Annotated in this window: 25 protein-coding genes; 10 read left to right on the top strand and 15 right to left on the bottom strand. The window is 72.5% G+C overall.

The annotated features are described in order from the left end of the window. Positions 1-66: 66 nt before the first annotated feature. Positions 67-450, top strand: coding sequence for a hypothetical protein (locus tag OHA81_RS28650; protein WP_329200634.1), 384 nt, complete (start codon positions 67-69; stop codon positions 448-450). Positions 451-474: 24 nt separating this feature from the next. On the opposite strand, the gene OHA81_RS28645 is transcribed toward OHA81_RS28650, so the two are convergent. Beyond that, positions 475-1,860 (bottom strand): sensor histidine kinase, encoded by a 1,386-nt coding sequence (locus OHA81_RS28645; RefSeq protein ID WP_443056801.1) that lies wholly within the window; start codon positions 1,858-1,860, stop codon positions 475-477. A gap of 58 nt (positions 1,861-1,918) precedes the next feature. Next, positions 1,919-2,596: a response regulator transcription factor gene (locus OHA81_RS28640; RefSeq protein ID WP_329200630.1), complete on the bottom strand. Its 678-nt coding sequence runs from the start codon at positions 2,594-2,596 to the stop codon at positions 1,919-1,921. A gap of 133 nt (positions 2,597-2,729) precedes the next feature. On the opposite strand from OHA81_RS28640, the gene OHA81_RS28635 reads away from it, so the two are divergent. Continuing rightward, positions 2,730-3,350, top strand: coding sequence for a hypothetical protein (locus OHA81_RS28635; protein ID WP_329200628.1), 621 nt, complete (start codon positions 2,730-2,732; stop codon positions 3,348-3,350). Positions 3,351-3,360: 10 nt separating this feature from the next. Here OHA81_RS28635 and OHA81_RS28630 read toward each other — a convergent pair whose 3' ends face one another. Next, positions 3,361-4,986, bottom strand: coding sequence for an AMP-binding protein (locus tag OHA81_RS28630; protein ID WP_329200626.1), 1,626 nt, complete (start codon positions 4,984-4,986; stop codon positions 3,361-3,363). 111 nt (positions 4,987-5,097) lie between these two features. Next, on the bottom strand, positions 5,098-7,380 hold the full coding sequence (locus OHA81_RS28625; RefSeq protein WP_329200624.1) for a HelD family protein: 2,283 nt from the start codon (positions 7,378-7,380) through the stop codon (positions 5,098-5,100). Between the two features lie 246 nt (positions 7,381-7,626). On the opposite strand from OHA81_RS28625, the gene OHA81_RS28620 reads away from it, so the two are divergent. Beyond that, on the top strand, positions 7,627-7,968 hold the full coding sequence (locus OHA81_RS28620; RefSeq protein WP_329200622.1) for a hypothetical protein: 342 nt from the start codon (positions 7,627-7,629) through the stop codon (positions 7,966-7,968). 62 nt (positions 7,969-8,030) lie between these two features. After that, complete coding sequence (locus tag OHA81_RS28615) at positions 8,031-8,843, top strand: class I SAM-dependent methyltransferase (RefSeq protein WP_329200620.1); 813 nt, start codon at positions 8,031-8,033, stop codon at positions 8,841-8,843. Positions 8,844-8,903: 60 nt separating this feature from the next. Here the strand turns inward: OHA81_RS28615 and OHA81_RS28610 are convergent, their stop codons facing one another. After that, the gene (locus OHA81_RS28610) at positions 8,904-10,343 is read right to left on the bottom strand and encodes a multicopper oxidase family protein (protein WP_329200618.1); all 1,440 of its coding nucleotides are present in this window, start codon (positions 10,341-10,343) and stop codon (positions 8,904-8,906) included. 447 nt (positions 10,344-10,790) lie between these two features. Here OHA81_RS28610 and OHA81_RS28605 point away from each other — a divergent pair, with 447 nt between their 5' ends. Continuing rightward, positions 10,791-11,294, top strand: coding sequence for a hypothetical protein (locus tag OHA81_RS28605; RefSeq protein ID WP_329200616.1), 504 nt, complete (start codon positions 10,791-10,793; stop codon positions 11,292-11,294). 63 nt (positions 11,295-11,357) lie between these two features. Here OHA81_RS28605 and OHA81_RS28600 read toward each other — a convergent pair whose 3' ends face one another. The 6 genes from OHA81_RS28600 to OHA81_RS28575 form a co-directional block, all read right to left on the bottom strand. Beyond that, on the bottom strand, positions 11,358-11,951 hold the full coding sequence (locus tag OHA81_RS28600) for a TetR/AcrR family transcriptional regulator (protein ID WP_329200614.1): 594 nt from the start codon (positions 11,949-11,951) through the stop codon (positions 11,358-11,360). 70 nt (positions 11,952-12,021) lie between these two features. Then, a complete protein-coding gene (locus OHA81_RS28595) occupies positions 12,022-12,615 on the bottom strand; it encodes a HutD/Ves family protein (RefSeq protein ID WP_329200612.1) in 594 nt (197 codons plus the stop codon). Between the two features lie 53 nt (positions 12,616-12,668). Then, positions 12,669-14,432 (bottom strand): glycosyl hydrolase family 18 protein, encoded by a 1,764-nt coding sequence (locus OHA81_RS28590; RefSeq protein ID WP_329200610.1) that lies wholly within the window; start codon positions 14,430-14,432, stop codon positions 12,669-12,671. Between the two features lie 151 nt (positions 14,433-14,583). After that, entirely contained in the window at positions 14,584-15,978 is a 1,395-nt protein-coding gene (locus OHA81_RS28585) for a VWA domain-containing protein (RefSeq protein WP_329202589.1), read from the bottom strand. A 150-nt stretch (positions 15,979-16,128) separates the two neighbouring features. Next, on the bottom strand, positions 16,129-16,332 hold the full coding sequence (locus tag OHA81_RS28580; RefSeq protein WP_030228921.1) for a cold-shock protein: 204 nt from the start codon (positions 16,330-16,332) through the stop codon (positions 16,129-16,131). Between the two features lie 236 nt (positions 16,333-16,568). Continuing rightward, positions 16,569-17,531 (bottom strand): NADPH-dependent F420 reductase, encoded by a 963-nt coding sequence (locus OHA81_RS28575; RefSeq protein ID WP_329200608.1) that lies wholly within the window; start codon positions 17,529-17,531, stop codon positions 16,569-16,571. Here OHA81_RS28575 and OHA81_RS28570 point away from each other — a divergent pair. Beyond that, positions 17,439-17,930: a hypothetical protein gene (locus OHA81_RS28570; RefSeq protein WP_329200606.1), complete on the top strand. Its 492-nt coding sequence runs from the start codon at positions 17,439-17,441 to the stop codon at positions 17,928-17,930. The genes OHA81_RS28575 and OHA81_RS28570 overlap by 93 nt on opposite strands. A gap of 69 nt (positions 17,931-17,999) precedes the next feature. On the opposite strand, the gene OHA81_RS28565 is transcribed toward OHA81_RS28570, so the two are convergent. The 4 genes from OHA81_RS28565 to OHA81_RS28550 form a co-directional block, all read right to left on the bottom strand. Further along, positions 18,000-19,361 carry an FAD-dependent oxidoreductase gene (locus OHA81_RS28565; protein WP_329200604.1) on the bottom strand — a complete coding sequence of 454 codons (1,362 nt, stop codon included), beginning with the start codon at positions 19,359-19,361 and terminating at the stop codon, positions 18,000-18,002. Positions 19,362-19,509: 148 nt separating this feature from the next. Next, positions 19,510-20,043, bottom strand: a complete 534-nt coding sequence (locus tag OHA81_RS28560) for a GNAT family N-acetyltransferase (protein WP_329200602.1) — start codon at positions 20,041-20,043, stop codon at positions 19,510-19,512. A 71-nt stretch (positions 20,044-20,114) separates the two neighbouring features. Further along, a complete protein-coding gene (locus OHA81_RS28555) occupies positions 20,115-21,182 on the bottom strand; it encodes a GNAT family N-acetyltransferase (protein WP_329200601.1) in 1,068 nt (355 codons plus the stop codon). A 76-nt stretch (positions 21,183-21,258) separates the two neighbouring features. Then, positions 21,259-21,747 carry a hypothetical protein gene (locus tag OHA81_RS28550; protein ID WP_329200599.1) on the bottom strand — a complete coding sequence of 163 codons (489 nt, stop codon included), beginning with the start codon at positions 21,745-21,747 and terminating at the stop codon, positions 21,259-21,261. 256 nt (positions 21,748-22,003) lie between these two features. Here OHA81_RS28550 and OHA81_RS28545 point away from each other — a divergent pair, with 256 nt between their 5' ends. The 4 genes from OHA81_RS28545 to OHA81_RS28530 all read left to right on the top strand — a co-directional run bounded on the left by OHA81_RS28545 (position 22,004) and on the right by OHA81_RS28530 (position 26,098). Further along, positions 22,004-22,588: an HPP family protein gene (locus OHA81_RS28545; RefSeq protein ID WP_329200597.1), complete on the top strand. Its 585-nt coding sequence runs from the start codon at positions 22,004-22,006 to the stop codon at positions 22,586-22,588. A 150-nt stretch (positions 22,589-22,738) separates the two neighbouring features. Beyond that, positions 22,739-23,488 carry a VOC family protein gene (locus tag OHA81_RS28540; RefSeq protein ID WP_329202587.1) on the top strand — a complete coding sequence of 250 codons (750 nt, stop codon included), beginning with the start codon at positions 22,739-22,741 and terminating at the stop codon, positions 23,486-23,488. A gap of 55 nt (positions 23,489-23,543) precedes the next feature. After that, positions 23,544-24,602: a PHP domain-containing protein gene (locus OHA81_RS28535; protein WP_329200595.1), complete on the top strand. Its 1,059-nt coding sequence runs from the start codon at positions 23,544-23,546 to the stop codon at positions 24,600-24,602. A gap of 134 nt (positions 24,603-24,736) precedes the next feature. Then, on the top strand, positions 24,737-26,098 hold the full coding sequence (locus OHA81_RS28530; RefSeq protein WP_329200593.1) for an NAD(P)/FAD-dependent oxidoreductase: 1,362 nt from the start codon (positions 24,737-24,739) through the stop codon (positions 26,096-26,098). Positions 26,099-26,138 lie beyond the last annotated feature (40 nt).

Raw genomic sequence — 26,138 nt, 5'->3', positions numbered from 1 at the left:
AACCCCTGGGTCGAGGCCGCCCACCCCCTCTCGATCAGAGTTCGACACCACTCGGAAGCGACGAGAATGCCCCAGACGGCCTCTGTCACCCTCAGCCCGGACTGGCCCTGTCAGGTCAAGGCCCCCGGAAGTCACGACTGGGAACGCACCGCCATCCGCTGGCTGCGCGACTTGCTGCCGGCCCGGTACGCGGCGTACTCGACGTTCAACCGCCATCCCGTCCTCCTCACCCGGCACGCGCGCATCCAGCTCCAGCACGAGATACGCGCCGTGCGGGTGGCCCTGGAAACCTGCCGGGCCGAGCTGCCCTCCCTGGGCGTCGCCGAGTCCGTCATCGAGAACACCATCCGGATGTACGCCGTCGAACTCGACCAACTCGCCCGTCTGGCCCGGGGCGTCCGCCTGATCACCGACGCGCTCCTCGTCAACGGCGCACCCCGCCGGCGCTAGGCGGTCTCTTTCGGATCTTGCGGGTCAGGCAAGATCCGAAAGAGACCGCCTAGGCGTCCGCGGCAGCGTCGCCACCAGGCGGGCGCCGCCCCCGGGGGCGTCGTGGACCCAGAGGGAGCCGCCCAGCCCGGAGGCGATGTCGCGGGCTATCGCCAGGCCCAGGCCCGACCCTCCCTCGTCCCGGCTGCGGGCGTCATCGAGCCGGGTGAAGCGTTCGAAGACCCGTTCCCGGTCCGCCTCCGCGATGCCGGGCCCGTCGTCGGACACCTCCAGCACCGCGACGCCGCGCTGCTCGTCCACCCGTAGGGACAGCGACACCCGCCCCGCGGCGTGACGTTGCGCGTTGTCCAGCAGGTTCCTGACGAGCCGGGACAGCCACAGGGTGCTGCCGCGCACGGTCACCCCCGGCGCGAGCTCCGCCTCCACCGGGACCCGGTCGCCCCCGCGCGGGCGCGCCGCCTCCCGGGCGACCGCGGTGAAGTCGACCGGGGCGGCCGGAGCCGGCTCGGCGGTGTCCAGGCGCGCCAGCAGGAGCAGGTCCGCCGCCAGGTCCTGCAGCCGGACCGTGTCCTCCAGCGCGCCGCCGACCAACTCGCCCCACGAGGCGGGGTCGGGGTGCGCCTGCGCGACCTCCAGTTGGGTACGGAGCACCGTGATGGGGCTGCGCAGTTCGTGCGAGGCGTCCGCGATGAACTGCCGCTGCCGGATCCCTGCGGCTTCGAGCCGGTCCAGGGCCGCGTTCACCGTCACCGCCAGCCGGGCCACCTCGTCCTGGCTCGGCGGCACGGGCACCCGGCGGTGCAGGTCGCGCTCGCCGATCTCCGCCATCTCCGCGCGGATCGCCTCGACGGGCCGCAGTGCCCAGCCGGTCACGCGCCAGGTGACGAGGGCCACGGTCAGGACGAGCAGCGGCACCATGACCGCCAGCGCGGCGGTGATCATGTCCCCGGCGGCGTCGGCCTGCCGCAGCGAGGTGCCCGCGTAGACGGTGACCAGCCCCGACGCGGTGGCGGTGGTGACCTGTACGACGCGCTGGCGGTGCTCCTCGCGCACCGGACGGCCGTTCCACGTGTCGCGGACCGTTCCGGGCCGTGCGGGGCGGACCCCGGACAGGGCGGGACGCCCCACCAGGTTGGGGCTCGCCGCCAGCACCCGGCCCCCGGCGTCCACCACCTGGAGGAAGTCCGTTCCCCGCCCGGCGGCCAGCACGGGGTCCAGCCGGCCTCCCGCCGCCATCCCCGCGGTGGCCACCGCCTGCCGCTCCGCGTCGGCCTGGGCACTGCGCACCAGGTTGCCGTGGAGCAGTCCGAGCAGCGCGAAGGAGGCCGCCCCGAGGGCGACGGCGACCACGGCGGACGCCCCGAGCGTCGCCCGGGCGCGTACGGAACGGGGCCGCGGGCCGCCCGCCAGGAGCCGGCGCAGCGCAAGGGCCCGCGCGCGCAGCCCGGCGCCGGGGCGGGACGTCCGCTCAGCCACCGTCGGCCGCCAGCCGGTAACCGGCGCCGCGCACCGTCTCCACCGCGGCCCGCCCGAAGGGTGCGTCGATCTTCCGTCGCAGGGCGCTGACGTGCACCTCCACGACGTTCAGGTCACCGTCGTAGGCGGCGTCCCACACGTTCTCCAGGATCTCGCGCTTGGGCACCACCTCCCCGGCCCGCCGGGCCAGGTACTCCAGGACGGCGAACTCCCGCGAGGTCAGGCGCACTTCGGCCCGGCCTCGCGTACACCGCTGCGCGGCCGGGTCGACCACCAGGTCACCGAAGGTCATCGTGTGCGGGCGGCGGCGGCCGGTGCGCCGGACCAGCGCGCGCAGCCGGGCCACGAGGACGACGTAGGAGAACGGCTTGGACAGGAAGTCGTCCGCGCCGGTGTCCAGGGCTTCGGCCTCGTCGTACTCGCCGTCCTTCGCGGTGAGCATCAAGATCCCCGACTCGCAGCCCGCCGCGCGCAGCCGGGCACAGACCCGGTAGCCGTTCAGGCCCGGAAGCATGATGTCGAGCACGATGGCGTCGTAGTCGTGCTCGGCGGCCAGCCACAGCCCTCGGGTGCCGTCGTGGGCGACGTCCACCGTGAACCCTTCGGCTCCGAGCCCCCGCTGCAGGGCGGCGGCCAGCCGCCGTTCGTCCTCGACCACCAGTACGCGCATGGGGTCAAGGTTCGCAGGTCGCCCCGCGCGGTTGCTGAAGAGGTCTTCAGCTCGCTTCAGCGCAGCTTCAGGATGCGCGGCGCACGATCTGCCCTGCCGGGCGGAGCGCCCGGAGTACGCGAGGAGCACTCACATGACCCAGTCCACTCCCCAGCCTTCCGACGACCGGCCCGCGGACGCCGGTGAGGCGAAAGCGGTGCCGGCGGACGCCTCGCCGGCCGGCCGTCGCGGCAGGCTCGTCCGGCTGACCCGGCAGGGGCGTACGCGTGGGGTGGCCCTCGGGCTGGTGGTGCTGGTCGGCGGCGCGGCGGCGGCCGTGGCGGTCGCGGAGCACCGGCACGAGGAGCGGGAGGGGCACGCGTCCTTCGCCCGGGAGCACGGCCGGGGTGACGGTCCGAAGGCCGGCCGGGCGCAGGCGGGGCCCCACGCCGACGGCCCGAGGGGAGGCCGCGGCACGGAAGACGGCGCACCCGGGTGGCGGCGGCCGGGCCGGGAAGGCGGCGGCGCGAAGCCGGCCGCTCCCGCGCCGCTGCCCTCGCTGCCCGCCACCCAGGCCGTGGACAAGGCGGCGGGAGCCGTGTCGGGCGGCAAGGTGGAGTCGCTGCGCGTGGTCGTGGAACAGGGCGGGGCGAGCGCGTGGGACGCCGTGGTCCTCGGCCCGGACGGGGTCAGGCACGACGTCACCCTCTCCGGGAGCGACGGCACGGTGACGGGCAACTCGGTGCGGGAAAAGGGCCCGAAGGCCCCTCGCTGACGCTGCCCGCTCAGTCGGTCGCGAGGAGGCGGGTGGCCGCCTCGCGCATCTCGACCTTGCGGATCTTTCCGGTGACGGTCATCGGGAACTCGTCCACGACGTGGACGTAGCGCGGGATCTTGAAGTGTGCGAGGCGGCCCCCGCAGTACGCGCGGACGGCTTCGGCGGTCAGCGGCTCTGCGCCTTCGCGCATCCGGACCCACGCCATCAGCTCCTCACCGTACTTCGCGTCGGGGACGCCGATGACCTGGACGTCCAGGACGTCCGGGTGTCCGTGGAGGAACTCCTCGATCTCGCGCGGGTAGATGTTCTCGCCGCCGCGGATCACCATGTCCTTGATCCGGCCGGTGATGCTCAGGTAGCCGTCCTCGTCCATGACGGCCAGGTCGCCGGTGTGCATCCAGCGTGCCGCGTCGACGGCTTCGGCGGTCCGCTCGGGCTCGCCCCAGTAGCCGAGCATGACGGAGTAGCCCCGGGTGCACAGTTCGCCCGGCTCCCCGCGCGGGACGGTCCGCCCGGAGGACGGATCGACCACCTTGACCTCCAGGTGGGGGCCGACACGGCCCACGGTCGACACCCGGCGTCCGACGGAGTCGTCCGCGCGGGTCTGCGTCGACACCGGTGAGGTCTCCGTCATGCCGTAGCAGATGGAGACCTCCGTCATGCCCATCTTGTCGATGACCTCCTTCATCACCTCGACGGGGCACGGGGAGCCGGCCATGATGCCGGTCCGGAGGCTGGAGAGGTCGTACGCGGCGAAGCCGGGGTCGGCGAGTTCGGCGATGAACATCGTCGGCACGCCGTACAGCGAGGTGCACGACTCGGCCTCCACGGCCGCCAGGGTGGCCGCGGGGTCGAACGAGGGCGCCGGGATGACGAGCGCCGCGCCGTGGCTCGTACAGGCCAGAGCGCCCATCACCATCCCGAAGCAATGGTAGAAGGGAACGGGGACGCAGACCCGGTCCTGCTCGGTGTAGTGGCACAACTCCCCGACGAAGAACCCGTTGTTGAGGATGTTGTGGTGGGACAGCGTCGCCCCCTTGGGGAAGCCGGTGGTCCCGGAGGTGTACTGGATGTTGATGGGGTCGTCGGGGCTCAGCGCCGCCCGCGCCCGCTCCAGTCGGGCCGCTTCGCCCTGCCGGCCGCGCTCCAGCAGGGAGGCCCACAGGTCGCCTTCCAGCAGGACGACGTGCTCCAGCTCCGGGCAGCGCGGGCGCACCTCCTCGATCATGGCCGCGTAGTCGGAGGTCTTGAACCGGTCGGCGGCGGCGAGCAGCCGGATCCCCGACTGCCGCAGCACGTACTCCAACTCGTGCGAGCGGTAGGCGGGGTTCACCGTGACCAGGATCGCCCCGATCTTGGCGGTCGCGTACTGGACCAGCGTCCATTCGGGGCGGTTGGGCGCCCAGATGCCGACCCGGTCGCCCTTGGTGATGCCGAGGTCCAGCAGGCCGAGGGCGAGGGCGTCGACGTCCGCCGCCAGTTCGGCGTAGGTCCAGCGGCGTCCGGTGGCCATGTCGACGAGGGCGTCGCGCTCGGGGAACCTGCGCGCGGTGCGGTCCAGGTTCTCGCCGATCGTGTCGCCGAGCAGCGGCACTTCGTGGACCCCGTACGCGTAGCTGGACTCTGCGGACACACGGCCTCCTGTAACCAGTGGTGCGGGCGGGCCCGGTGGGCCGGCGCCCTCCTATGATCACCGCGCGGGGCCGTCGGGGCCAGGGCCCGTACTCCCCCGGGGGCGTCCGCCTCACATCGGCAGCAGCTGCTCCCCCAGTTCCTCGGGGAGGGGCCCGGTGTGGAGGACACCGAGGGACTGCGTCGCGCGGGTCAGCGCCACGTACAGGTCGCTCGGCGCGATGTCCGCCGGCTCCACGACGAGCACCGTGTCGAACTCCAGCCCCTTGGCCTGGCGCGGGTCGAGGAGCACGACCTCGTGGGTGAGGTCCGGTTCCGCACCGGCCCGTACGCCGGGCAGCGCCGCGGCCAGGGCCTCGTGCAGCGGGCGTGGGGCGATGACCGCGAGGCGGCCCTCCGCCGGGGTGCCGGCGCGCACCGCCCCGGCGACCGCGGCGGGGAGGTCGTCCGCCGCCCGCGACCACGGACGCACGCCCGTGGACCGCACCGAGCGGGGCGGCTCGAAGCCGGGGTGGCGGGCGCGGAGCACGGCGGAGGCGACGTCCATGACTTCTGCGGGCGTACGGTAGTTCACGCCGAGCCGCACCAGCTCCCAGCGGTTGCCGACGTACGGGGCGAGGATGCGCTTCCAGGAGCCGCAGCCCGCCTCGTCACCCGTCTGCGCAGGATCCCCGACCAGGGTCATGGAGCGGGTCGGGCAGCGCCGCATCAGCAGCCGCCACGCCATCGCGGACAGCTCCTGGGCCTCGTCGACGATGACGTGGCCGAAGGCCCAGGTACGGTCGGCGGCCGCGCGCTCGGCGGCGCTGCGGTGGTCGGCCTCCTCGTGCCGCTCGGCCATGCGCTCCGCGTCGATGATGTCGTGCGCGGCCAGGTACTCGTTCTCGGTGTCCTCGAACTCGTAGGACTCCGAGCCCTGCGAGAGGTCCAGGACGCCCTGCGCGTACGCGATGCGCTCCAGCCGTTCCCGCTCCTCGGCGGCGCGCCGCGCGCTGTCGTCCTCGCCGAGCAGTTCGGCGGCCTCGTCGAGCAGCGGGATGTCCGCGGGTGTCCAGCCGGTCTCCGTCGCGGGCCGCCGGATCAACTCGGCGTCGGCGGCGTCCAGGTACGTGGGGTCCGCCAGGAAGTCGGTGACCAGTTGTTCGGGGGTGAGGGGCGGCCAGAGGGTGTCGATGGCCGCGTGCACCTCGGGGCTGGTGGCGATCTCCTTGCCGAGCTGGGCGATGTCGTCGGGTCCCAGCAGGTTGGGTCCGCCGTACGGGTCCGCGCCGAGCCGGTCGGCGAGCTGCTCGGTGAGCGCGTCGATGACGCGGAACGCGAAGTAGGGCCGCGCCAGGTTGTGCGGGAGCCCGGTGCCGCGGGCCCGGTCGCGGGCCTCGTGGGCCATCGTCCGGTCCAGGAGCAGAGTCCCGTAGTCGTCGTGGTCGATCTCCAGGGCCGGTTCGGGGACCACGGAGGTGTCCTCGCCGCTGCCCGCCGGGACGGTCTCCGGCAGCGCCTGCCGGTCGCCGACTACCCGGGCGAGTACCCCGGCCATCGCCGCGCGGCCCTTCACGGCCGCGGCGCCGGGGCGGTCGGTGCGGGTGGCGTGCACGCCGGGGAAGAGCTCGCCGACCGTGGCGAGGAGCACGCCCGTCTCGCCGAGGGAGGGCAGGACCTCGCCGATGTAGCCGAGGAACGCCGGGTTGGGGCCGACGATCAGCACACCGCGCTTGGCGAGGAGCTCGCGGTACGCGTACAGGAGGTAGGCGGCGCGGTGCAGGGCGACCGCGGTCTTGCCGGTGCCGGGGCCCCCTTCCACCACGAGGACGCCGGCGTGCGGGGAGCGGATGATCCGGTCCTGCTCGGCCTGGATGGTCTCGACGATGTCGTGCATCCGCCCGGTCCGGGCGGCGTCGAGGGCGGCGAGCAGGACGGCGTCCGCGTCGGCCCCTTCGTGGCCGGTGCGTTCGGTGTCGGTGAGGTCCAGGATCTCGTCGTGCAGTGCGGTGACCTCACGGCCCCGGGTGGTGAGGTGGCGGCGCCGGCGCAGTCCCATGGGGGTGTGGCCGGTGGCGAGGTAGAAGGGGCGGGCGACCTCGGCCCGCCAGTCGAGGACGAGGGGGGTGCGGTCCTGGTCGTCCTGCCTGATTCCGATGCGGCCGATGTGGTGGTCCCGGCCGTCGGAGAACTCCAGCCGGCCGAAACACAGGCCGTTCTCCCCGGAGTTCAGAGCGGAAAGCAGCCCCGACTGCTCGGCGACCAGCACATCGCGCTCCAGGCGCGCCTGCAACCCGCTTCCCGGTTCCGCGAGCGCGCTCCGGACGGCGCGTTCGGCCTGGTCACGCAGGTCGTCGAGGCGTGCGTAGAGCCCGGTGATGAATTGCTGCTCATTCCGGAATTCCTCGGTTGACAATTCCACTCCTGACGCGATACAGTGTCCACGTAAAGATGCTTCACGTTTCCCCTTGCAGTGCCATATGGGTCTACGTGAAATAACCAATATACGCAGAGAATCACCCCGGCCGCCATTGAGGTCCGGGGTTTTTTGTTGTGGGCTCCCCGCTCCCGTCCGCCCCGGCCGCCCCACTAGGGTGGGACGGCCGAAGTACCGAGAGATGCCGGGCCGCGGTGTGGCCGCGTGGCAGGAGATGGAGCCCCCATGGACGTTCAGCACTTCACGCGGATCACCGCGTTCATCGAGGCGCGCCTCACCCCGCTGTTCGCCGCCGAAACCGGCAGCGAGAACGGCTTCGCGATGGACGACACCTCCCGGGCCCTGCGCGCCCTGCGCAACGCGGTGCTGGAGGCGTCCGCGGTCAAGGGCCTCATCGAGAAGCGGGCCGGGGCCGAGCCCGCCGTCCGCCGCGTCATCGACCAGTCGGTGGAACACCACTGGGACGTTCTGCGCGGCATCGCCCGTCAGTGGGAGGACCACCCCGGCTTCGCCCGGGAGTTCAAGCGTCACGCCTGGGAACTCGACGGGGTGCCCGCCGCGGGCTGACCTCGCGCCCGACACAGTCCGTCCTGACGCCCTGCGGGCACGCGGTGCGCCATCGTGGTCGTATGACGGAGCAGAGGTTCGACGTCTGGGCCGCGGGAGAAGCCTACGAAAGGTACATGGGGCGCTGGAGCCGCCTCGTGGCCGACCGGTTCGTGGACTGGCTGGGCGTCGCGGAGGGCGCGGTGTGGCTGGACGCCGGCTGCGGCACGGGCGCCCTGACCTCCTCGGTGGCCCGGCGGGCCCGCCCGCGCCTGGTCGTGGGCGCCGACCGTTCCGCCGGCTTCCTCACGGCGGCGCGCGCCGCCGTGGCGCCGCCGGCCCGGTTCGTGCTCGCCGACGCGCTCTCGCTGCCCGTGCGCGACGCAGCCTTCGACGCCGTGGTGAGCGCCCTCGTCCTCAACTTCCTCCCCGCACCGGGCGCCGCGGTCGCCGAGGCGGCGCGTGCGGCGCGCCCGGGCGGGCTCGTCGCCTGTTACGTGTGGGACTACGCCGAGGGCATGGAACTCCTGTACCGCTTCTGGGAAGCGGCCGCGCCAATGGATCCGGCAGCGGCCGCCGTCGACGAGCGCCGCCGCTTCCCGCTGTGCCGCCCGGAGGAACTGCGCGCGCTGTGGACGGCGGCGGGGCTGGACGGCGTGCACGTCGCCCCGATCGGGGTGAGGGCCGAGTTCGCCTCGTTCGCCGACCTGTGGGAGCCGTTCCTGGCCGGCCAGGGACCCGCCCCCGGCTACGTGGCGGCCCTCGCCCCGCCCGAGCGGGAGCGGCTGCGCACGGCCCTGCGCGCTGCGTTGCCGTCCCGGCCGGACGGCTCCCTCACGCTGGGTGTGCGCGCCTGGGCCGTCCTGGGCCGCAAGGCGTCCTCCGGCGCGGCCTGAACGGCCGCGCCGGGTCACCGCGCCGAGCGACCGTGCCGAGCGGCAGCGACCGCGTCCGGGTCAGGAGATGCGCATGTTCGCCATCATGCCCATCGCCCCGTGGTCGAACAGGTGGCAGTGGTAGACGTACGTGCCCCGGTACCCGGTGAAGGTCGCCTGGATCTTCACCGTCTCGCCCGGCTTCAGCGGCACGGTGTCCTTGAGCCCGGTCTCCGGGCCTTCGGTCACCGCCTGGCCGTTGCGTTCCAGCACCCGGAACTGCACCAGGTGCATGTGGAAGTTGTGCGGCGCGTACTGGTTGGCGTTGCGGACGGTCCAGATCTCAGTCGCACCGTAGGCGATCTCGGTGTCGATCCGGTTCATGTCGTACGTCTTGCCGTTGATGTACGCCATGCTGCTCGGGGCGCCGGTCTCGTCCATCCGCATCTCGAAGCTGCGGTCGACTGTGGCGGTGGGCAGCGGCGGGAGCGTCCTGAGCTGCGCCGGGACCACGCTGTCGTCGCGCGCGGAACGGGTGACGCGGAACTGGAGGACCGCCCCGATCTCGTTGGCCGGCTCGTCACGGTCGATGTGCTTGTTGCGGAGCTCGATGGTGGTGCCGACGGGGTAGCGGGAGAAGTCGATGACGACGTCGGCCCGCTCGCCCGGGGAGATGGACACCGTGTCGGTGCGGTACGGGGCGGTCAGCAGGCCGCCGTCGGTGCCGATCAGCACGAGCTCCGAGTCGTCCGCGAGGCTCAGGCCGAAGAACCGCTGGTTGGCGGTGTTGGTGAAGCGCAGCCGGTACTTGCGCGCCGCGACCTCGAAGTAGGGCCAGGCCTTTCCGTTGGCGAGGATGACGTTGCGGTGCCGGAAGTCGCCCATTTCGTAGACCAGTTCACCGGTGTCGGTGAAGCGGGCGTCGCGCAGCGAGACGGGGATGTCGTAGCTGCCGGACGGCAGGCCCAGCCGGCGTTCCGTGTCGTCGGTGAGGATGTAGGTGCCCGTCATGCCGCGGAAGACGTTCTCCGACTCCATGTGGTGGGCGTGGTCGTGGAACCAGAGGTTCGCGTGCGGCTGGGTGTTGGGGTACGTGTAGGTCTTGGTGCCGCCCTTGGCCGCGATGAGGTCCATCGGGGAACCGTCGCTGTCCTGCGGGACGTGGGCGCCGTGGAGGTGGATCGAGGTGGGCACGTCCAGCGAGTTGGTCTGCTTGACCACGACCCGGCGGCCCGACTCGGCCTTGATGACGGGGCCGGGGAAGGAGCCGTTGAAGGTGCGCAGCTTGGTGGTCAGTCCCGGCACGACCTCCTTGGAGGCTTCCTTCAAGGACATCCGGTAGTAGCTGGTGGTGCTCGTGGTGAGGTACGGCTGGAGCACCGGCGCCAGCGGCATCCGCTGCGTGAACTTCGCTATGCCGGCCGGGTCGAGCTCGGCTCCGGCGGCGCGCGGCTCGTCCGCGGCGGCGTTCACGACCGGCAGCAGCATGCCACCGGTTCCGATGATGCTGGTGGCGGCCACGCCTGCCCGGACGACGGTCCTACGACTGATCACTGTTCCCCCGAGGGTGCTGCCCCGGCGACTGACGCGCCGGCGGGTTGACATGTAGGCGGTAGCGGATGGGGCAAGTGTGCGAGTGGCCGGTCGTGACTCGCTCGTGTGCCGCACAAGCCCCGTCCGACCCGGGGCGAACTCCCGCCAAGTGGCGCCATCCGGCCAAATCCTTGGCATGGGCCTGACATTTCAAGACCCCTGTGCGACCTTCCGTGAACGTGCACGTGACCGTGTGCGCGAACGCGTGCGTGACCGACCGCACCGGTCCTCCGGGCGGTCTCCGGTCCAGGCGCGAAAGCTCTCTCCCCCGGCCGTCCCCGGGTACCCCCCACCCGCGGCGGCCGGACGCACTGTGGCGCGGCCCTCCGGGCCCCGCCCGTACACCCCCACAGGTACGTGGCAAGGAGGAGCGACATGAGGAAGTTCCCGACCTGGCCGGGCGTCACCGCGCTGGTCGCCGCGGTGGTCCTCGGCGGATCCACGACGGCTCTGGCCCTCGGCCCCACCGCCGACCAGAAGGTGGACGGCGTCATCGTCGTCTCGGGCAACACCTGCAGCTGGACGAACGCCCCCACCAGCGCCGTCCCGCCCGGCGCCCTGACCGTCGACCGGAGCGGCATCAACGCCCCCGGCGGCAATCTGTCCTGCGGGGGCGGCATCACCGCCTCCCTCAACAACAACCCGGCGTTCACCTTCGACGACGCGAGCGGTGTCGCGAGGACGGACGCCATCGACATCAACGGCAAGATGAGCTTCATCTCCTGCCGGTTCAAGGCGACCAACATCGTGTGGAACCGTGACGGCTCCACACGCCGGTACGTGAACCAGGCCTTCACGGCGACCAAGGTCTCGGGCAGTTTCCTGTGTCCGGGCTCGGTGACCACGGCCGCCGGCGACGCCTCCATGCTGTTCCACTGAAACGTGCGGCCTTGCTGACCGGATGCGCGCTCCGGGCCCCAGTGGCCCGAGGCGCGCATCACCTCACTGCGGGCGCAGGGAGCGCCAGATGCTGTCGGGCAGCAGCTTGGCGGCCTCGTCCAGGTCGATCTCGTACGTGCTGGACAGCCAGCGCCGGGCGGTCTCCGCGACCGGCCCCATGACCAGCACCTCGATCACCGGACCGGGCATCGTGGCGATCTCGCCCTTCGCCACGCGGGCACCGAACCACTGCGCCATCGGCTGGAGCATGACGGACTTCGCGGCGGAGATCTCCTCGGCGTGGACGGCGAGGTAGCCGGAGTAGGCCGAGGCGTGCAGGAAGAGCGCGGCGTCCCGGTGTTCCTCGGTGAAGCGCAGGTACGACCGGACCAGCGCGCGGACGCCGGTGCGTGCCGTCCGCGTGCGGAGCAGGGCGGCGATCATCTGCTCGAACAGCTCGCCCATGCAGCGGGTGTAGAGGGCGGCCGCGAGGCCGTCGAAGCTGCCGAAGTGGTGGTACAGGCTGCCGAGGCTCACCCCGCTGGCCTTGGTGACGGCGTTGACGGTGAAACCCTGCTGTCCGGCCTCCGCGTACACCCGCAGCGCGGAGTTCAGGACCAGGTCGACAGTGGCCTGGCCACGCTGTTGCTTCACCATGCGGGTCAGCGTAGAACAGAAACCGGCCCGCACCGTCCCCGCAAATCCGCCCCGTTCCGGCATGCGGTCATCAGGGGTGCGGGGTCAGCCGGACCACGGCCGTGTGGCCGTCGGCGCGGAGCGCGCGGTTGCCCGGACCGGTGACCAAGGCGGCGTCGTAGGGGCCCAGCCGGTGGGAGCCGCCGAGCAACGCCGGAGCGTCCAGTGCCACGACCAGCAGGGTCGCGCGGGGCGGTACGGCGAGCACCACATCGCCGCGTACGACGGCGACTTCGGCCTCCACGGCCTCCCTGCGGTACATCACGTTGAAGTTCACGACGGGCCCCCCGAGGAGCCGGCACTGCGTGGGCCGGTCGCCGGGGAAGCGCTGCGGGGCGAAGCGTTCGTCCACGAGGCGTCGTACGCCACCGATCGTCAGGTCCATGCCCGCGCCTTCGGCGAGGGTGAGCGTGCGGTCCACTCCGGGAAACGCGGAGAACGGCCCGTCGGCGCTCACGTCGGCGAGGCTGGCCCGCCAGAGGAACTCCTCCATGCCGGCGCCCTCGGGCCGGACGGCGATCTCCCTGGTGACTCCGCCGCCGTTCTTCCAAGGAGCCGCCGGCCGGCCGGCCGCGCGCAGCACGCGCACCCCGTCGTCCGTGCCGTTGGTGGTGCCGTCCGTCATGTCGCCGCCCTTCCGGGCCCGGGTACGCACCCGGGCCCGGCCGAGACTAGCCGTCAGGGCTGCGGGCCCACCACGAGGTCGTCCGCGTGGACCGCGCCCTGTCCGTACCAGCCGTGCAGGTAGACGGTGACCGCACCGGAGGCGCCGGTGGTGAACGGCACGTCCAGCTCGGTCCAGCCGGCCGAGCTGGTCCACGTGCTGCCGTTGGCCCCGCCGCGCACGCCGAGGTAGGCGTAGCTGCCCTGGACCCAGCCGCTGAGGGTGTAGGCGGTGTGGGGCGCGAGGGTCAGGGTCTGCGTGCACTCGCCGCTCTGCGCGGAGGTCGGCGAGGCCTTGAGGGCATACGCACCCCCGTGCACGGGGGTGGTGACGACGGCGCCCCCGCTCTCGCAGGTCCACGGCGCGAGAGAGCCGCTCTCCAGGCCGCCGTTGACCAGTGCCCCACTGTCGCCGCCCGGTCCGGGGACGGTCAGGGTGAAGCCGGTCGAGTGGACGAGCCGGCCCCCGGTGGCGGTCACGGTCAGCGGGTAGCGGCCGGGCGCGGCCGAGGCGCCGACGGCGACCGTCAACCGGGCGGAGCCGCCCGCCGTGACGGTGGCGGGGCTGAGGGTGGCGGTCACCGCGGCGGGGGCTCCGGTGACGGTCAGGGTGAGGGGCTGTGCGGCGCCGGAGACGACGGCCGTGGCGACCGTCGCGGTGGCCGTGGCGCCGGGGGCGACGGAAGCCGACCCCGGGGTGACCGACAGGGAGAAGTCGTCCACGACGGGTCCGCCGCCGCCCGTGAAGGGGGCGAACGTGTGGGTGAAGTACCACGGGTCCTGGGCGATGCCCGAGCAGGTGTCGGATCCCCCGGTCCCGGGGCAGCCGCCGTTGTCGCGCTGGAGGGCCCAGAAGGAGAGGGTGTTGATGCCCTTGGCCGTGGCCCAGTCGTAGACGGCCGTCGCGTCGGCGGTGGTGAACGTCTCGGCCGGGCCGTAGTCGTCGATGCCGGGCATCTCGGTGACGCCGATCATCCCCCAGAGCTGGGCGGGGGTCTTGCCCGGGTAGAGGGTGGCGAGCTGGTCGTGAAGGCCTTCGGCGGCAGTGCGGGTGTCGTCGGCCATGTGGTGCGTGGCGCCGTCGTAGTAGTCGAAGGTCATGAGGTTGACGACGTCGACCTGCGCGCCCGCCGTCTTTGCGCTCTTGAGCACGGCCAGGCCACTGCTCGCCAGGCCGCTCGTGGTCGTGGGAAGGGTGTAGGAGACCTGGAGGGGGCGTCCGCCCGCGGCGGCCCAGTCCTGCACCTTCTTGATCGCCTGGTTGCGGCGGTCGATGCCCGCCTTGTTGGTCAGCGAGTTGTCCTCGATGTCCATGTCCAGGCGGGTGATGTCGTAGGTGGTGATGACCTTCTCGTACGCGGCCGCGATGGAGTCCACGTTGGTGCAGCTGTCGGCGATCTCGGTCCCGCCGTTGTCGGCCGCGTAGCCGCCGAACGAGGGGATGACGTCCCCGCCGCGCGAACGGATCGTGGCGAAGTCGGCGCCGAAGACGGACGCGGAGACGGGCTGTGCGGTACTCCCGTTCCAGTACGGGGTGCAGGAACCCTTGGCCTCGGTCTGCACGAAGGCCATGGTCAGGTACTTCGCACCGGACTTCTGCGCGAGGTCGGCGGGGCTGTCCGAGGAGTACGCCTCGAAGTACGGGGCGAACACGTGGGCCGGCAGTGGCGTCGCCGCGTGCGCGGCGCCACTGCCCGCTCCGAGCACCAGGCCGGCCGAAGCGGCGAGGGTGGCGAAGGCGGCGAGTAAGGAGTGAACGGGGCGTGGACGTCGTCTCATCGAAGCTCCCGGTGGGGCGCGAGCGAACGGGCGGACGCCCCATGATTGGTCTGGACCAGCCGGACGGTCAAGGGTCCAGACCAATCGGAACGCTCACGCGGCGACGGCAACTCCACTGCGTGGGCCAGGGGGTTGACGGCAAGTGGCCCGGTCAGCGCAGGATGCCCGCCTCTCGGGCGGCGCGGATCCAGGACGGGAACTCCGACAACAGGCGGTCGTAGAGTTCCGGGTCGGAGATCCGGTCGATGTCGTCCACGGCGAAGAAGCCGACGTTGTCGACACGGCGTCCGGGCATGGTGTCGAACCGTTCCAGCACGCCGAACCCGGCCCTGCCGAGGCCGACGAACTGCCAGAACACGGGCTCCTCGACGGCCGCGCGGAGCTCCCGCTCGATCTCGTCGTTGCGGTAGACACCGCCGTCGGAGAAGAACAGGACGAGGGTGGGGGCGGGGACCGGATGGTCGCGTACGTAGGCGCGCACCTCGGCGATGACCCGCTGCTCCTCGTTCTGGAAGCCGACCGCACGCATGTCGACCTGACCCGGGAGCAGTCCCTTGGCCGGCTTGTTCCGGCCGAAGAGGCTCATCTGGCCGACCCGCACGTGCAGGCGCAGCCATTCGGGGAGCCCGGCGATCGTGAGGTCGGGCAGCCGGGCGGGATGGGTGGCGAAGGTCCAGGCCTGCATCTCGCCGTCGTCGTCGAGCTGCGCCGCGACGGCGGCCATCCGTTCCACCACCCCGGCCACCGTGCCGCGCGAGTACAGGGTGGACATCGAGCCCGACGCGTCGAGCACGAGGATGACCCGGGCGCTGACTTCGGCGGCGCCGCTCTTGGTCAGGCTGACGGCCACCTGCTGCTTGCGCAGGGAGAGGCGCTCGCGCATCTCGGTGGGCAGCTGCTCCTCGCCCTTGACCATCCGGACGGCGGCCGCGCGCACGGGCTCGCGCGCGGGGGCCGGCATCGGGGCCGGCGCCGGTGTCGGTGCGGGAGCGGGAGCGGGAGCCGGTGCGGGAGCCGGTGCGGGAGCCGGTGCGGGCGGTTGATCGTCCACGGTGATGCCGAAGTCGGTCGCCAGTCCGGCCAGACCGCTCGCGTACCCCTGCCCGACCGCCCGGAACTTCCAGGCGCCCGCGCGCCGGTAGAGCTCGCCGCTGATGTACGCCGTCTCGGTGTCGGCGGTCATGTCGAAGCGGGCGAGCTCGGCCCCGGACGCCGCGTCGAGCAGCCGCAGGTGCAGCCCCGGGACCCGGCCGAAGCTGCCGCCGTCGGCGGAGGCACACAGGACGACCCGCTCGATCTCCGGCTCCAGGGCGGCCAGATCGACGTCGAGCGCGTCCGCGCCGGGCTGTTTACCGAGGTGGCGTACGGAGCCCGAGGCGTGCCGCGGCTGGTTGTAGAAGACGAAGTCGCCGTCGGAGCGGACCCGCCCACCGCCCGTCAGCAGGAGTGCCGACGCGTCCACGTCCGGTACCCCGGGCCCGGCCGACCAGCCGAGCACGGCTCTGACGGAGGATGACCCGACGGGCAGGTTGGCGCCTTTGCTCAATATCGTCACGGCGCACAGTCTGCCCCTCCGCCCCGGCGGGGCGGAACGTCCGCGCGGGGCGGAACGCATCCCGCATCAAGGCCCCGGCAACGCGTGGGGGCCCGCACCTCACGGTGCGGGCCCCCACGTCGGTCACACGCCAAGGTTGCGTCAGGCGGGAACGATGTTCTCGGCCTGGGGGCCCTTCTGGCCCTGCGTGACGTCGAAGTTCACCTTCTGGCCTTCCTGAAGCTCACGGAAGCCCTGGGTGGCGATGTTCGAGTAGTGGGCGAACACGTCAGCGCCGCCACCGTCCTGCTCGATGAAGCCGAAGCCCTTTTCCGCGTTGAACCACTTCACGGTGCCAGATGCCATATGAGTTTCTCCTTCGGGGCTGTACCCGGACCCACACTGTGCGGGAACCGGTGTTGAAGTAATGATTGCCCCGTCCGAAAAGCATCGGAATAAAGTTTTTGGGAACCACAACTGCAACTGCGCTGACCGTAGCACAGTGCAGACCCTCAGGCACGGAAGGTTTCCGCGTTTTCATTCCCAACGCCGTGAACCTTCACCGGCATTCGCCGGATTTCTGTACCGGCGGCAACAGATATTCAGCCGCGGAAGGCCGCCGGCCTCTCCGGCGAGGCCTCCGCGAGCGCCTTGGTGACGGCGTCGACGCCCGCGCGCAGGCCGTACACCGGGGTGTCGGGCTGCTGACGCCAGGAATCGTCGATGCCGCCCGCGTCGACGGTGTCGAAGCCGAGCTCGTCGATGAGCGCCCGTACGGTCTTCTTCGCCGCCTCGTCGTCGCCGGCGACCGGCAGCGCCATCCGGTCGGGGGCGCCGGCCGGCCGGTGCCGTTCCAGGATGTCGACGGCGTAGGTGCCGTTGAAGGCCTTGACGACCGGGTGGCCCAGGTGGCTTTCGGTCCAGCGGCTCTCGGTCAGCCCCTCGTCCTCGATGCCGGGGATGCGGCCGTCCCGCTCCCGGGGGTAGTAGTTGCCCGTGTCGATGACGGCGAAGCCCTCCGCCGCGCCGTCGAAGAGCCCGGCGGGCAGGTCGGGCACGTTCTTGAGCGGGACGGTGACCACGACGACCTCCGCGCCGCGGGCCGCCTGCGCGACCGTGACGGGCGTGGCCCCGGTCTCCTCGGCGAGCGCCGCCAGCGTTTCGGGTCCGCGGGAGTTCGCCACCGAGACCTCGTGTCCGAGGGCGGTGAGCCGACGGGTGAGGTTGCCGCCGATGTTGCCGGCGCCGATGATGCCGATCTTCATGAGCTCTCCAGTGCAGTGCGGGTTTCGGGTATCGCCTTTGTCCGAACCCCACTGGACCCGACGGCATTCCGGATCCTTCGACACGGCCCGGTGGATTTTCAGCCATTCTTCGCAGCGCGAGAACCGAAGTGGCCCGAGAGAGGTCTTTCGGGGCAGCGCCGGGGACCGTACCGGCGCGTTTCGCACCACGGGGAAAGGTACGAAAATATGTCCAAGCTTCTGACCAAGCGCACGGCCATTGCCCTCACCACCGCGGCGACCGCCGCCGCGGCCGCGCTCTCCCTGACCTTCGTCACCCATGCGTCCGCCTCCGCGCCCGCCCCGGGCACCATTCGGGCGGCAACCGCACTCCCCTCCGTGTCGGGCAGCCCCGAGGGCGCGTTCACCCGTATCGCCGACTTCTACGGCTCCTACATCGACGCGGTGTACGACAGTGACGGCAAGACGGCCGACCAGCTCCGCGCCTCCTACCTCTCCAAGCCCCTCCAGCAGGAGCTCAGGCAGTGGGAGGAGGCGAACCACGCGAACGGCGTGCTGCGCGCCCAGAACGTGCCCCTCCAGTGGAAGGTCGACTCGACCGGCAGCGGGACCGGCAAGACGAACGCCACGGTCACCCTGACCTGGGGCGGCGGCGACACCACGGAGATCCACGTCCAGGCCGACCTCAAGACGCGCAAGATCACCTCGATCAAGGACTGATCCGCGCACCGGCACGGCGAGGGGGGCCCGCCGGCGGCGGGCCCCCCTCGCTGTGCCGTCCCTCGGCTCTTACGCTCCGCTCGCGCCGAGCATGTCCTCGCGCTCGACCAGCTTCACGCGCTCACGGCCCTGCGGTTCACCGAGCGCCTTCTCCGCGGCGTCCAGCTTGTACCAGCCCTCCCAGGTGGTGAACCGGACCTGCCGCTCCGCCAGGAACGCCTCGACGGCCTCCGGCGCCGGCGAGGCCGGGGTGAGCAGCCGCCCCTCGGCGTGGTCGGCGAGCAGGTTCGCCACCGTCTCGTTCGCGTCGCCCTTGGTGTGGCCGATCAGGCCGATGGGTCCGCGCCGGATCCAGCCGGTGACGTACGTCGAGGGCAGGTGCGCCCCGGCCTCCATCACCCGGCCGCCCTCGTCGGGGACGGTGCCGGACTCGACGTCCCAGGGCAGCTTGGGCAGTTCGTCGGAGAGGTAGCCCACGGCCCGGTAGACCGACTGCACGTCCCAGTCGGTGAAGCGGCCCGTGCCCTTGACGTTGCCGGTGCCGTCGAGTTCCGTGCGCTCGGTGCGCAGGCCCACGACCTTGCCGTCCTCGCCGAGCACCTCGACGGGCGATTCGAAGAAGTGCAGGAACAGCTTGTGCGGGCGGTCGCCGGTGTCGCGGATCGCCCAGTTCTCCAGGGTCTTGGCGACCATGTCGGCCTGCTTGTTGGCGCGGCGGGCGGCGATCGAGCCCTCGTCGTAGTCGATGTCCTCGGGGTTGACGATGACCTCGATGTTCGGCGAGTGGTCCAGTTCCCGGAGCTCCATCGGGCTGAACTTCGCCTGCGCCGGGCCGCGACGGCCGAAGACGTGCACTTCGAGGGCCTTGTTTGCCTTGAGGTCGTCGTAGACGTTCGGCGGGATCTCCGTCGGCAGCAGTTCGTCCGCCGTCTTCGCGAGGATGCGGGCGACGTCGAGCGCGACGTTGCCGACGCCCAGGACCGCGACCTTCTCGGCCTCCAGCGGCCACGTGCGCGGGACGTCCGGGTGGCCGTCGTACCAGGAGACGAAGTCGGCGGCGCCGTAGGAGCCGTCCAGTTCGACGCCGGGGATCCGCAGCTCGCGGTCGGCGGTGGCGCCCGTCGAGAAGATCACCGCGTCGTAGAACGCGCGCAGCTCGTCGAGGGAGATGTCGTTCGGGTAGTCGACGTTGCCGAAGAGGCGCACCTGCGGCTTGTCGAGCACCTGGTGCAGGGCGGTGATGATGCCCTTGATGCGCGGGTGGTCGGGGGCGACGCCGTAGCGGATCAGGCCGAAGGGTGCCGGCATCCGTTCGAAGAGGTCGATGGAGACGCCCGGTTCGGCGGCCGCCTCGGACTTGAGCAGCGCGTCGGCCGCGTAGATACCGGCGGGGCCGGCGCCGACTATCGCTACCCGCAGAGGGCGAGGCATGTGTGGGTTCCCTTCGACCGACAAACTGGCTGATCAAGGTGAACCCTAAGCTAAGGCCACCCTAACCAGACACCCGCCCCCTTCTTATGACCCCATAAACAGCTCTTATGACATCCCAAAGGGATGCTTGGGGGATCGGGCGGCGTCCTCAGGCCTCGTACTCGGTCAGGTCGATGAAGTGGACGTCGAGCAGGGCTCCGGTGCCGGGGGCCTCGACCCGCCGCTCCGACTCCATCCCCAGCTTGCGGATGACGTTCTCGGACTCCTCGTTGCCGGCCCGGTTGACCGCGATCACCCGGTCCAGCCCCCGGTCCTGGAGGGCGAACTCCAAGGTGGCCTGCGCGGCTTCCGAGGCGTACCCCTGTCCCCAGAACGGCCGGCCCAGACGCCAGGTGATCTCCACGGCGGGCATGACCTCGGGCAGCCACTCCGGCACCGTCAGACCGACGGCGCCGATCAGCTCACCGGAGGCCAGCAGCTCGACGGCGAACTGGCCGAAACCCTCCTCGTCCCACTCGTCCTCCCAGCGCTCGATGGCGTCGGCCGTCTCGTCCAGATCGAGCGTGGAACCGTCACCGATCCAGCGCATCACCTCGGGGTCGGCGTTGATCTCCGACAGCGGGACGAGGTCGTCGTCGGTCCAGCGGCGGAGCAGGAGGCGGGGGGTACGGATCTCGGTCATGCCCTCATCCTGCCGAACACGGCCCCACCAGGGTTAATCGGGCCGGTCGGGCGGGCCCCCCGGCCGGGCTTTCAGGGGCGACGCAGCAGGTAGTGAACGGCGCCGTCCGCGGAGCCGTCCCGTGCGAAACCGGCCCGCCGGACCACGGCGTGCGAAGGCGCGTTGGCGACGTCGACCACGGCGCGCAGCGCGGTCGGCCCGGGCTGCGCGAAGGCCCATCCGGCCAGGGCGCGCAGGGCTTCGGTGGCGTGCCCGCGGCCCCGGGCCGAGGGGAGGAGGTCGTAGCCGATCTCCGCCTGGCCCTCGGGGTCGGGAGCGCCGTGGAAACCGATCCCGCCGATCGCCCTGCGGTCGGCCTCGCGGACGATGGCGTACGGGCCCCAGCCGGGGTGGTACTCCCCGACCTCGCGCGCCAGGCCCAGCATCCCGGCGGCGATCCTGGTCCCCTCGGGCGGGCCGTCCTCGGCCCAGACGAAGCCGCCGTTACCGCCGGTGTGCAGGTCGGCGGCGGCCGAGGGGCTGATCTCGCACAGCACGACGCCCTTCCCGCGGACGGGGTCGGCGTACCAGCGCCAGTGCCGCCGGCGGGGCAGGCCGGGGAGGTCGGCCCGGCCGGTGGCCGCCAGGAGCGTGTCCCACGCGTCCGCCCCGGCCGGGCGCGGTGCGTGCGGGAAGAGCCGGTCGAGGACCAGGGCGCTGGTGTGCGGGGAGCCGGTCCAGCCGGTGGCGCCGAGGCCGTGCAGGATGTCGTGGGTGTGCAGCAGCACCTCGGTGGCGCCCATGGCGGCGAACCCGTCGGCGCCGGCCGCCCCGGCGGGGTGCCAGGCGCGGTCGTCCGGGCGAGCCGCCAGGACGGTGGCCGCCAGCACGCGTCCGCTCGCCTCGACGAGGTCCGTCAGGCGGCCGGGGGTGGTGCCGGGGGCGACGCCGACTCTGATCGGCAGCCAGGACGCGGGCGCGCGGGACGCCAGCTGCCCGGCGAAGGCCGTCAGGTCTCCGGCCAGGTGGACGGCGGTGTCGTGGCAGCTCCACTCCAGCCCTGCCGCCGGCCGGGACCAGTCGCGGTCCGCGACCTCGCGCAGGGCGGCGACGGCTTCCCCGACGGTACGGGTGAGGTCGAGGGCGGTGAAGGCGGTCATGACGTGGACCTTAGGCCGTACGGGGGCCGGGGAGGACGGCCGGGGGCGCCCGGGAGACGGGACCCGGGCGGCGTGTTCAGTCGGGAAGGCCCGAGCCGCAGCGGGAGCAGAAGCGGGCGTCCCGTTCCGGGGCGAGCCGGCCGCAGTGCGCGCACACGCGGTGCAGGAGGCAGGCCGTCTCACCGCCCTCGGGGGCGGGCGGCGTACCGATGCCGAGGCCGGGGCGACGGGGGTGGACCGTGAGGTAGGCGATGCCGTCGGGGCCCGCGGTGAGGGCGCGCCGGGTGTTCTTGGACAGCAGGGCGGCGGTGTGGGGCCGCAGGTCGTGGGGACCGTTCTCGGTGTCGAGCCGGCCGCTGCCCTCGACCACGACCAGCAGGACGTCGAGCGCCGGTTCGCGGTGTTCGGCGATCGCCCCGCCGGACGGCAGCCGGATGAGGTTCGCGTCCAGTACGCGCCCCGCCTCGGTCAGCCGCCAGAGCGCGCCGGTGGCGTCGGCGGGGGCGTCGGCGATGACCGCGTCCAGGTCGGTGGGGGCACCGGCGAGGTGCGAGCGCGTGGTCATGTTCGTCCTTCCTGGTCCCTGAACGGGAGTCCCGGCTCCTCGGCGGGAGTCCCCCCGTCCCTCGACGGGAGTGCCCGGTGACCCCCGCAGTCATACACGATCGGTTCCGGTCATTCGTGGCTGATGCGGCCTTTGCCCGCCCCCGGCGACCAGTGTCGTACGCCTGACCGATAAGATCGGGCCACCGCTCCCCCGCCCCGCCCTTGCGCCGTGAACCCCGGCCCGGCCGCCCGCACCGGAAAAACGCCTGCCCCACATGAGTTCCGACACCGCCCTGTACCCGACCCCGCCCGTCACCGACGGCTTCGCTCCGCCAGGGCCCGTCGTCCCCGAGCGGTCCCGCCAGGTCCGGGTGCCGACGGGCCGGGCTCCGGCGCGGCCGACCCCGGCCGCGGCCTTCCACAGCGTCAGCGCCGTCACCACCGTACTCCTGGCCCTCGTGGCGATCGGCACGATGATCCACGAACCGGTGCTGATACCGCCGCTCGCGGCCAGCGCCGCCCTCGTGCACAGCGCGCCCACGCTGCCGCTCGCGCAGCCGCGCGGTGTGGTGCTGGGGCACCTGCTCGGTGCGACCGTCGGCTACGGCGCCCTCGCCCTGGCCGGCAGCAGCGCATGGGCGGCCGCCGTCGCCGCGGGCATCACCCTCGCCCTGCTCATCGTCGCGCGGACCCCGCACTCCGCGGCCTGTGCGACCGCCGTCATCGTCGTGCTCCAGAGCCCGGCGCCGGCCAGGTTCGTGCCGCTGCTGTTCGGTTCGACGGTCCTGCTGGTCCTCACCGGTTACGCCGGCTCCCGTATCCGCCGAAAGGCCCCGAAGTACCCTGCCTATTGGTGGTGACTCCGCAGTGGCGCGCCTCCGCGCCACCGAGGGTGCTCGGGCGCTACTTCTTGTGACCGGACGGCGCGGTCACGGTGGCGGTGAAGGGCGGAACAAGCGGTGGAGATTTCGACGAAGGACGTTTTCGGAGCACCCTGCTGGGTGAGCCTGATGGCCCGTGACCTGGAGGCCTCCCAACGTTTCTACGCGGCCGTGGTGGGCTGGAGCTTCCGCCGGACGCGCCTGGGCGAGGGCTTCTCCGTGGCCCGGGTCGACGGGGTTCCGGTGGCCGGCATCGGCGCCCTCGCCGGGGACCTGGCGGTGCCCGTCGCCTGGACCCCTTACTTCGCGGTGGACGACGCGGACGTGGCGGTGGGCCGCATCAGGGAGCGCAGCGGCACGGTGGCCGTCGGCCCGGTCTCCTTCCCGATCGGCGGCCGCGGCGCCATGGCGGCCGACGTGGACGGTGCGGTGTTCGGGATCTGGGAGGGCCCGGTGTCCCCCGACTGGCGGGTGGGCCGCGGCCCCGCCCCGGCCTGGCTGGAACTGCGGACCCGCAACGCGTTCGACGCGGCGCTGTTCTACGGGGAAGTGCTGGAGTGGGCCACCGGCCGCCCGGGCTGCTGCGAGGTGTCCTACGAGGAGGACCAGGTGGTGCTGCGCCACGACGGGGAGCCCGTGGCCCGGCTGAACAGCGGACCGGTGGAGGCGGCTTCCTACAGCCCGCACAGCCGGCCCCGCTGGCACGTCCACTTCCGGGTGCCGCGCCTGGAGCCGGCCATCGACGCGGCCGTCGCGATGGGCGGCCGCAGCGTCTCGGACATCACCTCCAACGCCCGGGAGCGGTGGGTGGCGCTGCGCGACCCCGACGGGGCCCTGTTCACCCTCACGACCTCCCTGACGACGCCGCTGGCACTCTGATCTCCGACGTGCCCGCTCCGGCGTCCCTTGCCACACTGGGCGCAGGAGGTGCGCGATGGACCCGGTGGCGGCGCTGAACCGCATCGCCTTCCTGCTGGAACGCGGCCGGGCCCCGACGTACCGGGTGCAGGCCTTCCGCACGGCTGCGGGTGTCGTCGAGCGGCTCGGCCCGCAGGAGGTGGCCGAGCGGGCGGCGGCCGGTTCGCTGGAAGCCGTGAAGGGGCTGGGGCCGAAGACCGGCCAGGTGGTGCGGGAGGCGCTCGCCGGGGAGATCCCCGGTTACCTGCGCAAGCTGGAGGACGAGGTCGCGGCGCACCCCGAGGGGCCGCCCGCCACCGAGGCCGCCCGTGCGCTGCGGGCGGCACTGCGCGGGGACTGCCATCTGCACTCCGAGTGGTCCGACGGCGGCAGTCCCATCGAGGCCATGGGCCGTACCGCCATGGAGCTGGGGCACGAGTGGGCGGTACTGACGGATCATTCGCCGAGTCTGAAGGTGGCCCGGGGGCTCTCGCCGGAGCGGTTGCGCGAGCAGCTGGACGTGGTGGCGGAACTGAACGCGGGGTGGGCGCCGTTCCGGCTGCTCACCGGCATCGAGTGCGACATCCTCGCCGACGGGTCGCTCGACCAGGAGCCCGAGCTGCTGGACCGGCTCGACGTGGTGGTGGGCTCCGTGCACTCCAAGCTGCGCATGGACGCTCCGGCCATGACCCGGCGGATGCTGGCGGCGGTGCGCAACCCGCTGATGGACGTGCTGGGGCACTGCACCGGACGCCTGCTGACGGGGAGGACCCGGCCGGAGTCGGAGTTCGACGCGGCCGCCGTCTTCGCGGCGTGCGCGGAGTCCGGTACGGCGGTGGAGATCAACAGCAGGCCGGAGCGGCTGGACCCGCCGCGGCGGCTGCTGCGGCTGGCCGTGGAGGCCGGGACCCTGTTCGCCGTCGACACGGACGCGCACGCCCCCGGGCAGCTGGACTGGCAGCTGCTGGGCTGCGAACGGGCCGTGGAGTGCGGGGTGACGGCGGACCGGGTGGTCAACACCTGGCCGGCGCCGGAGCTGCTCGCCTGGACCCGCACCCGCCGCCCGCCGGTCCGGCGCTCCCAAGCCGTCTCCTAACCCCGGCTCGCGCCCTACCGGGCCCTGCACGGGCCCTGTCCGGGCGTGAAACGGGCAGGAAGGGTTCACGGGCCGCGGGCGCGGGGCAGACGTACCGGACACAGCAACCGACCTTTTGCGAAGGGACCTGCACCGTGTCGCGATCGAGGATTCTCGTAGTGGGCGCCGGCTTCGCCGGGGTGGAGTGCGTACGGCGCCTGGAGCGCCGGCTGTCCCCCGCCGAGGCCGAGATCTCACTGGTCACACCGTTCTCGTACCAGCTCTACCTGCCGCTGTTGCCCCAGGTCGCGGCCGGGGTGCTCACCCCGCAGTCCGTCGCCGTCTCGCTGCGCCGCAGCAGCAAGCACCGGACCCGGATCATCCCGGGCGGGGCGATCGGCGTCGACCCGAAGGCCAAGGTCTGCGTCATCCGCAAGATCACCGGGGAGACCGTCGACCAGTCCTACGACCTGCTGGTCCTCGCCCCCGGCAGCGTCACCCGGTCGTTCGACATCCCCGGGCTGGGCGAGCACGCCCGCGGGATGAAGACCCTCGCCGAGGCCGTGTACCTGCGCGACCACGTGATCGCCCAGCTCGACCTCGCCGACGCCAGCCAGGACGAGGCCGAGCGCACGGCACGGCTGCAGTTCGTGGTGGTCGGCGGCGGTTACGCCGGTACGGAGACGGCCGCCTGCCTCCAGCGCCTGACCCGCCACGCGGCGACCCGATACCCGCGGCTGGACCCGGAGCGGATCAAGTGGCACCTGGTGGACCTGGCGCCGAAGCTGATGCCGGAGCTCGGCGACAAGCTCGGCAAGGCCGCCCTCGACATCCTGCAGAGGCGCGGCATCGAGGTCTCGCTCGGCGTGTCGGTGGGTGAGGTCGACGCCGAGAAGGTGACGCTCACCGACGGCCGGGTGCTGCCGAGCCGCACCCTGATCTGGACGGCGGGGGTGGCCGCCAGCCCCCTGGTGGGCACGCTGGACACGGAGACCCTCAAGGGCCGCCTGGTGGTGCGCCCCGACCTGACGGTGCCGGGCGCCGACGGGATCTTCGCCCTCGGGGACGCGGCGGCCGTACCGGACCTGGCGACGGGCGGCGACGCCCTCTGCCCGCCGACGGCGCAGCACGCCATGCGGCAGGGCCGGGCCGTCGCCGAGAGCGTCATCGCGACGCTGCGGGGCCGGACTCCGCGCCCGTACGTGCACAAGGACCTCGGACTGGTGGTGGACCTCGGCGGGAAGGACGCGGTCTCCAAGCCGCTCGGCATCGAACTGCGGGGCCTGCCGGCGCAGGCGGTGGCGCGCGGCTACCACTGGTCGGCGCTGCGTACCAACGTCGCCAAGACCCGGGTACTGACGAACTGGCTGCTCAACGCGGTCGCCGGGGACGACTTCGTCCGTACCGGCTTCCTCGCCCAGCGGCCCGCGACGCTGCGGGAGTTCGAGCACACCGACGCCTACCTGACTCCGGCGCAGGTCCGGGAGCACACGGCGGCGCTGCACGCGCGCGGCTGAGCCGCGCCCGGGTCCGGTCCCGGCGGTCTTCGAGGACCCT

Source organism: Streptomyces sp. NBC_00667 (genome assembly GCF_036226825.1).
GTDB lineage: Bacteria > Actinomycetota > Actinomycetes > Streptomycetales > Streptomycetaceae > Streptomyces.
The sequence above is the reverse complement of the archived record's forward strand: the minus strand, read 5'-3'. Positions and strand labels throughout refer to the sequence as shown.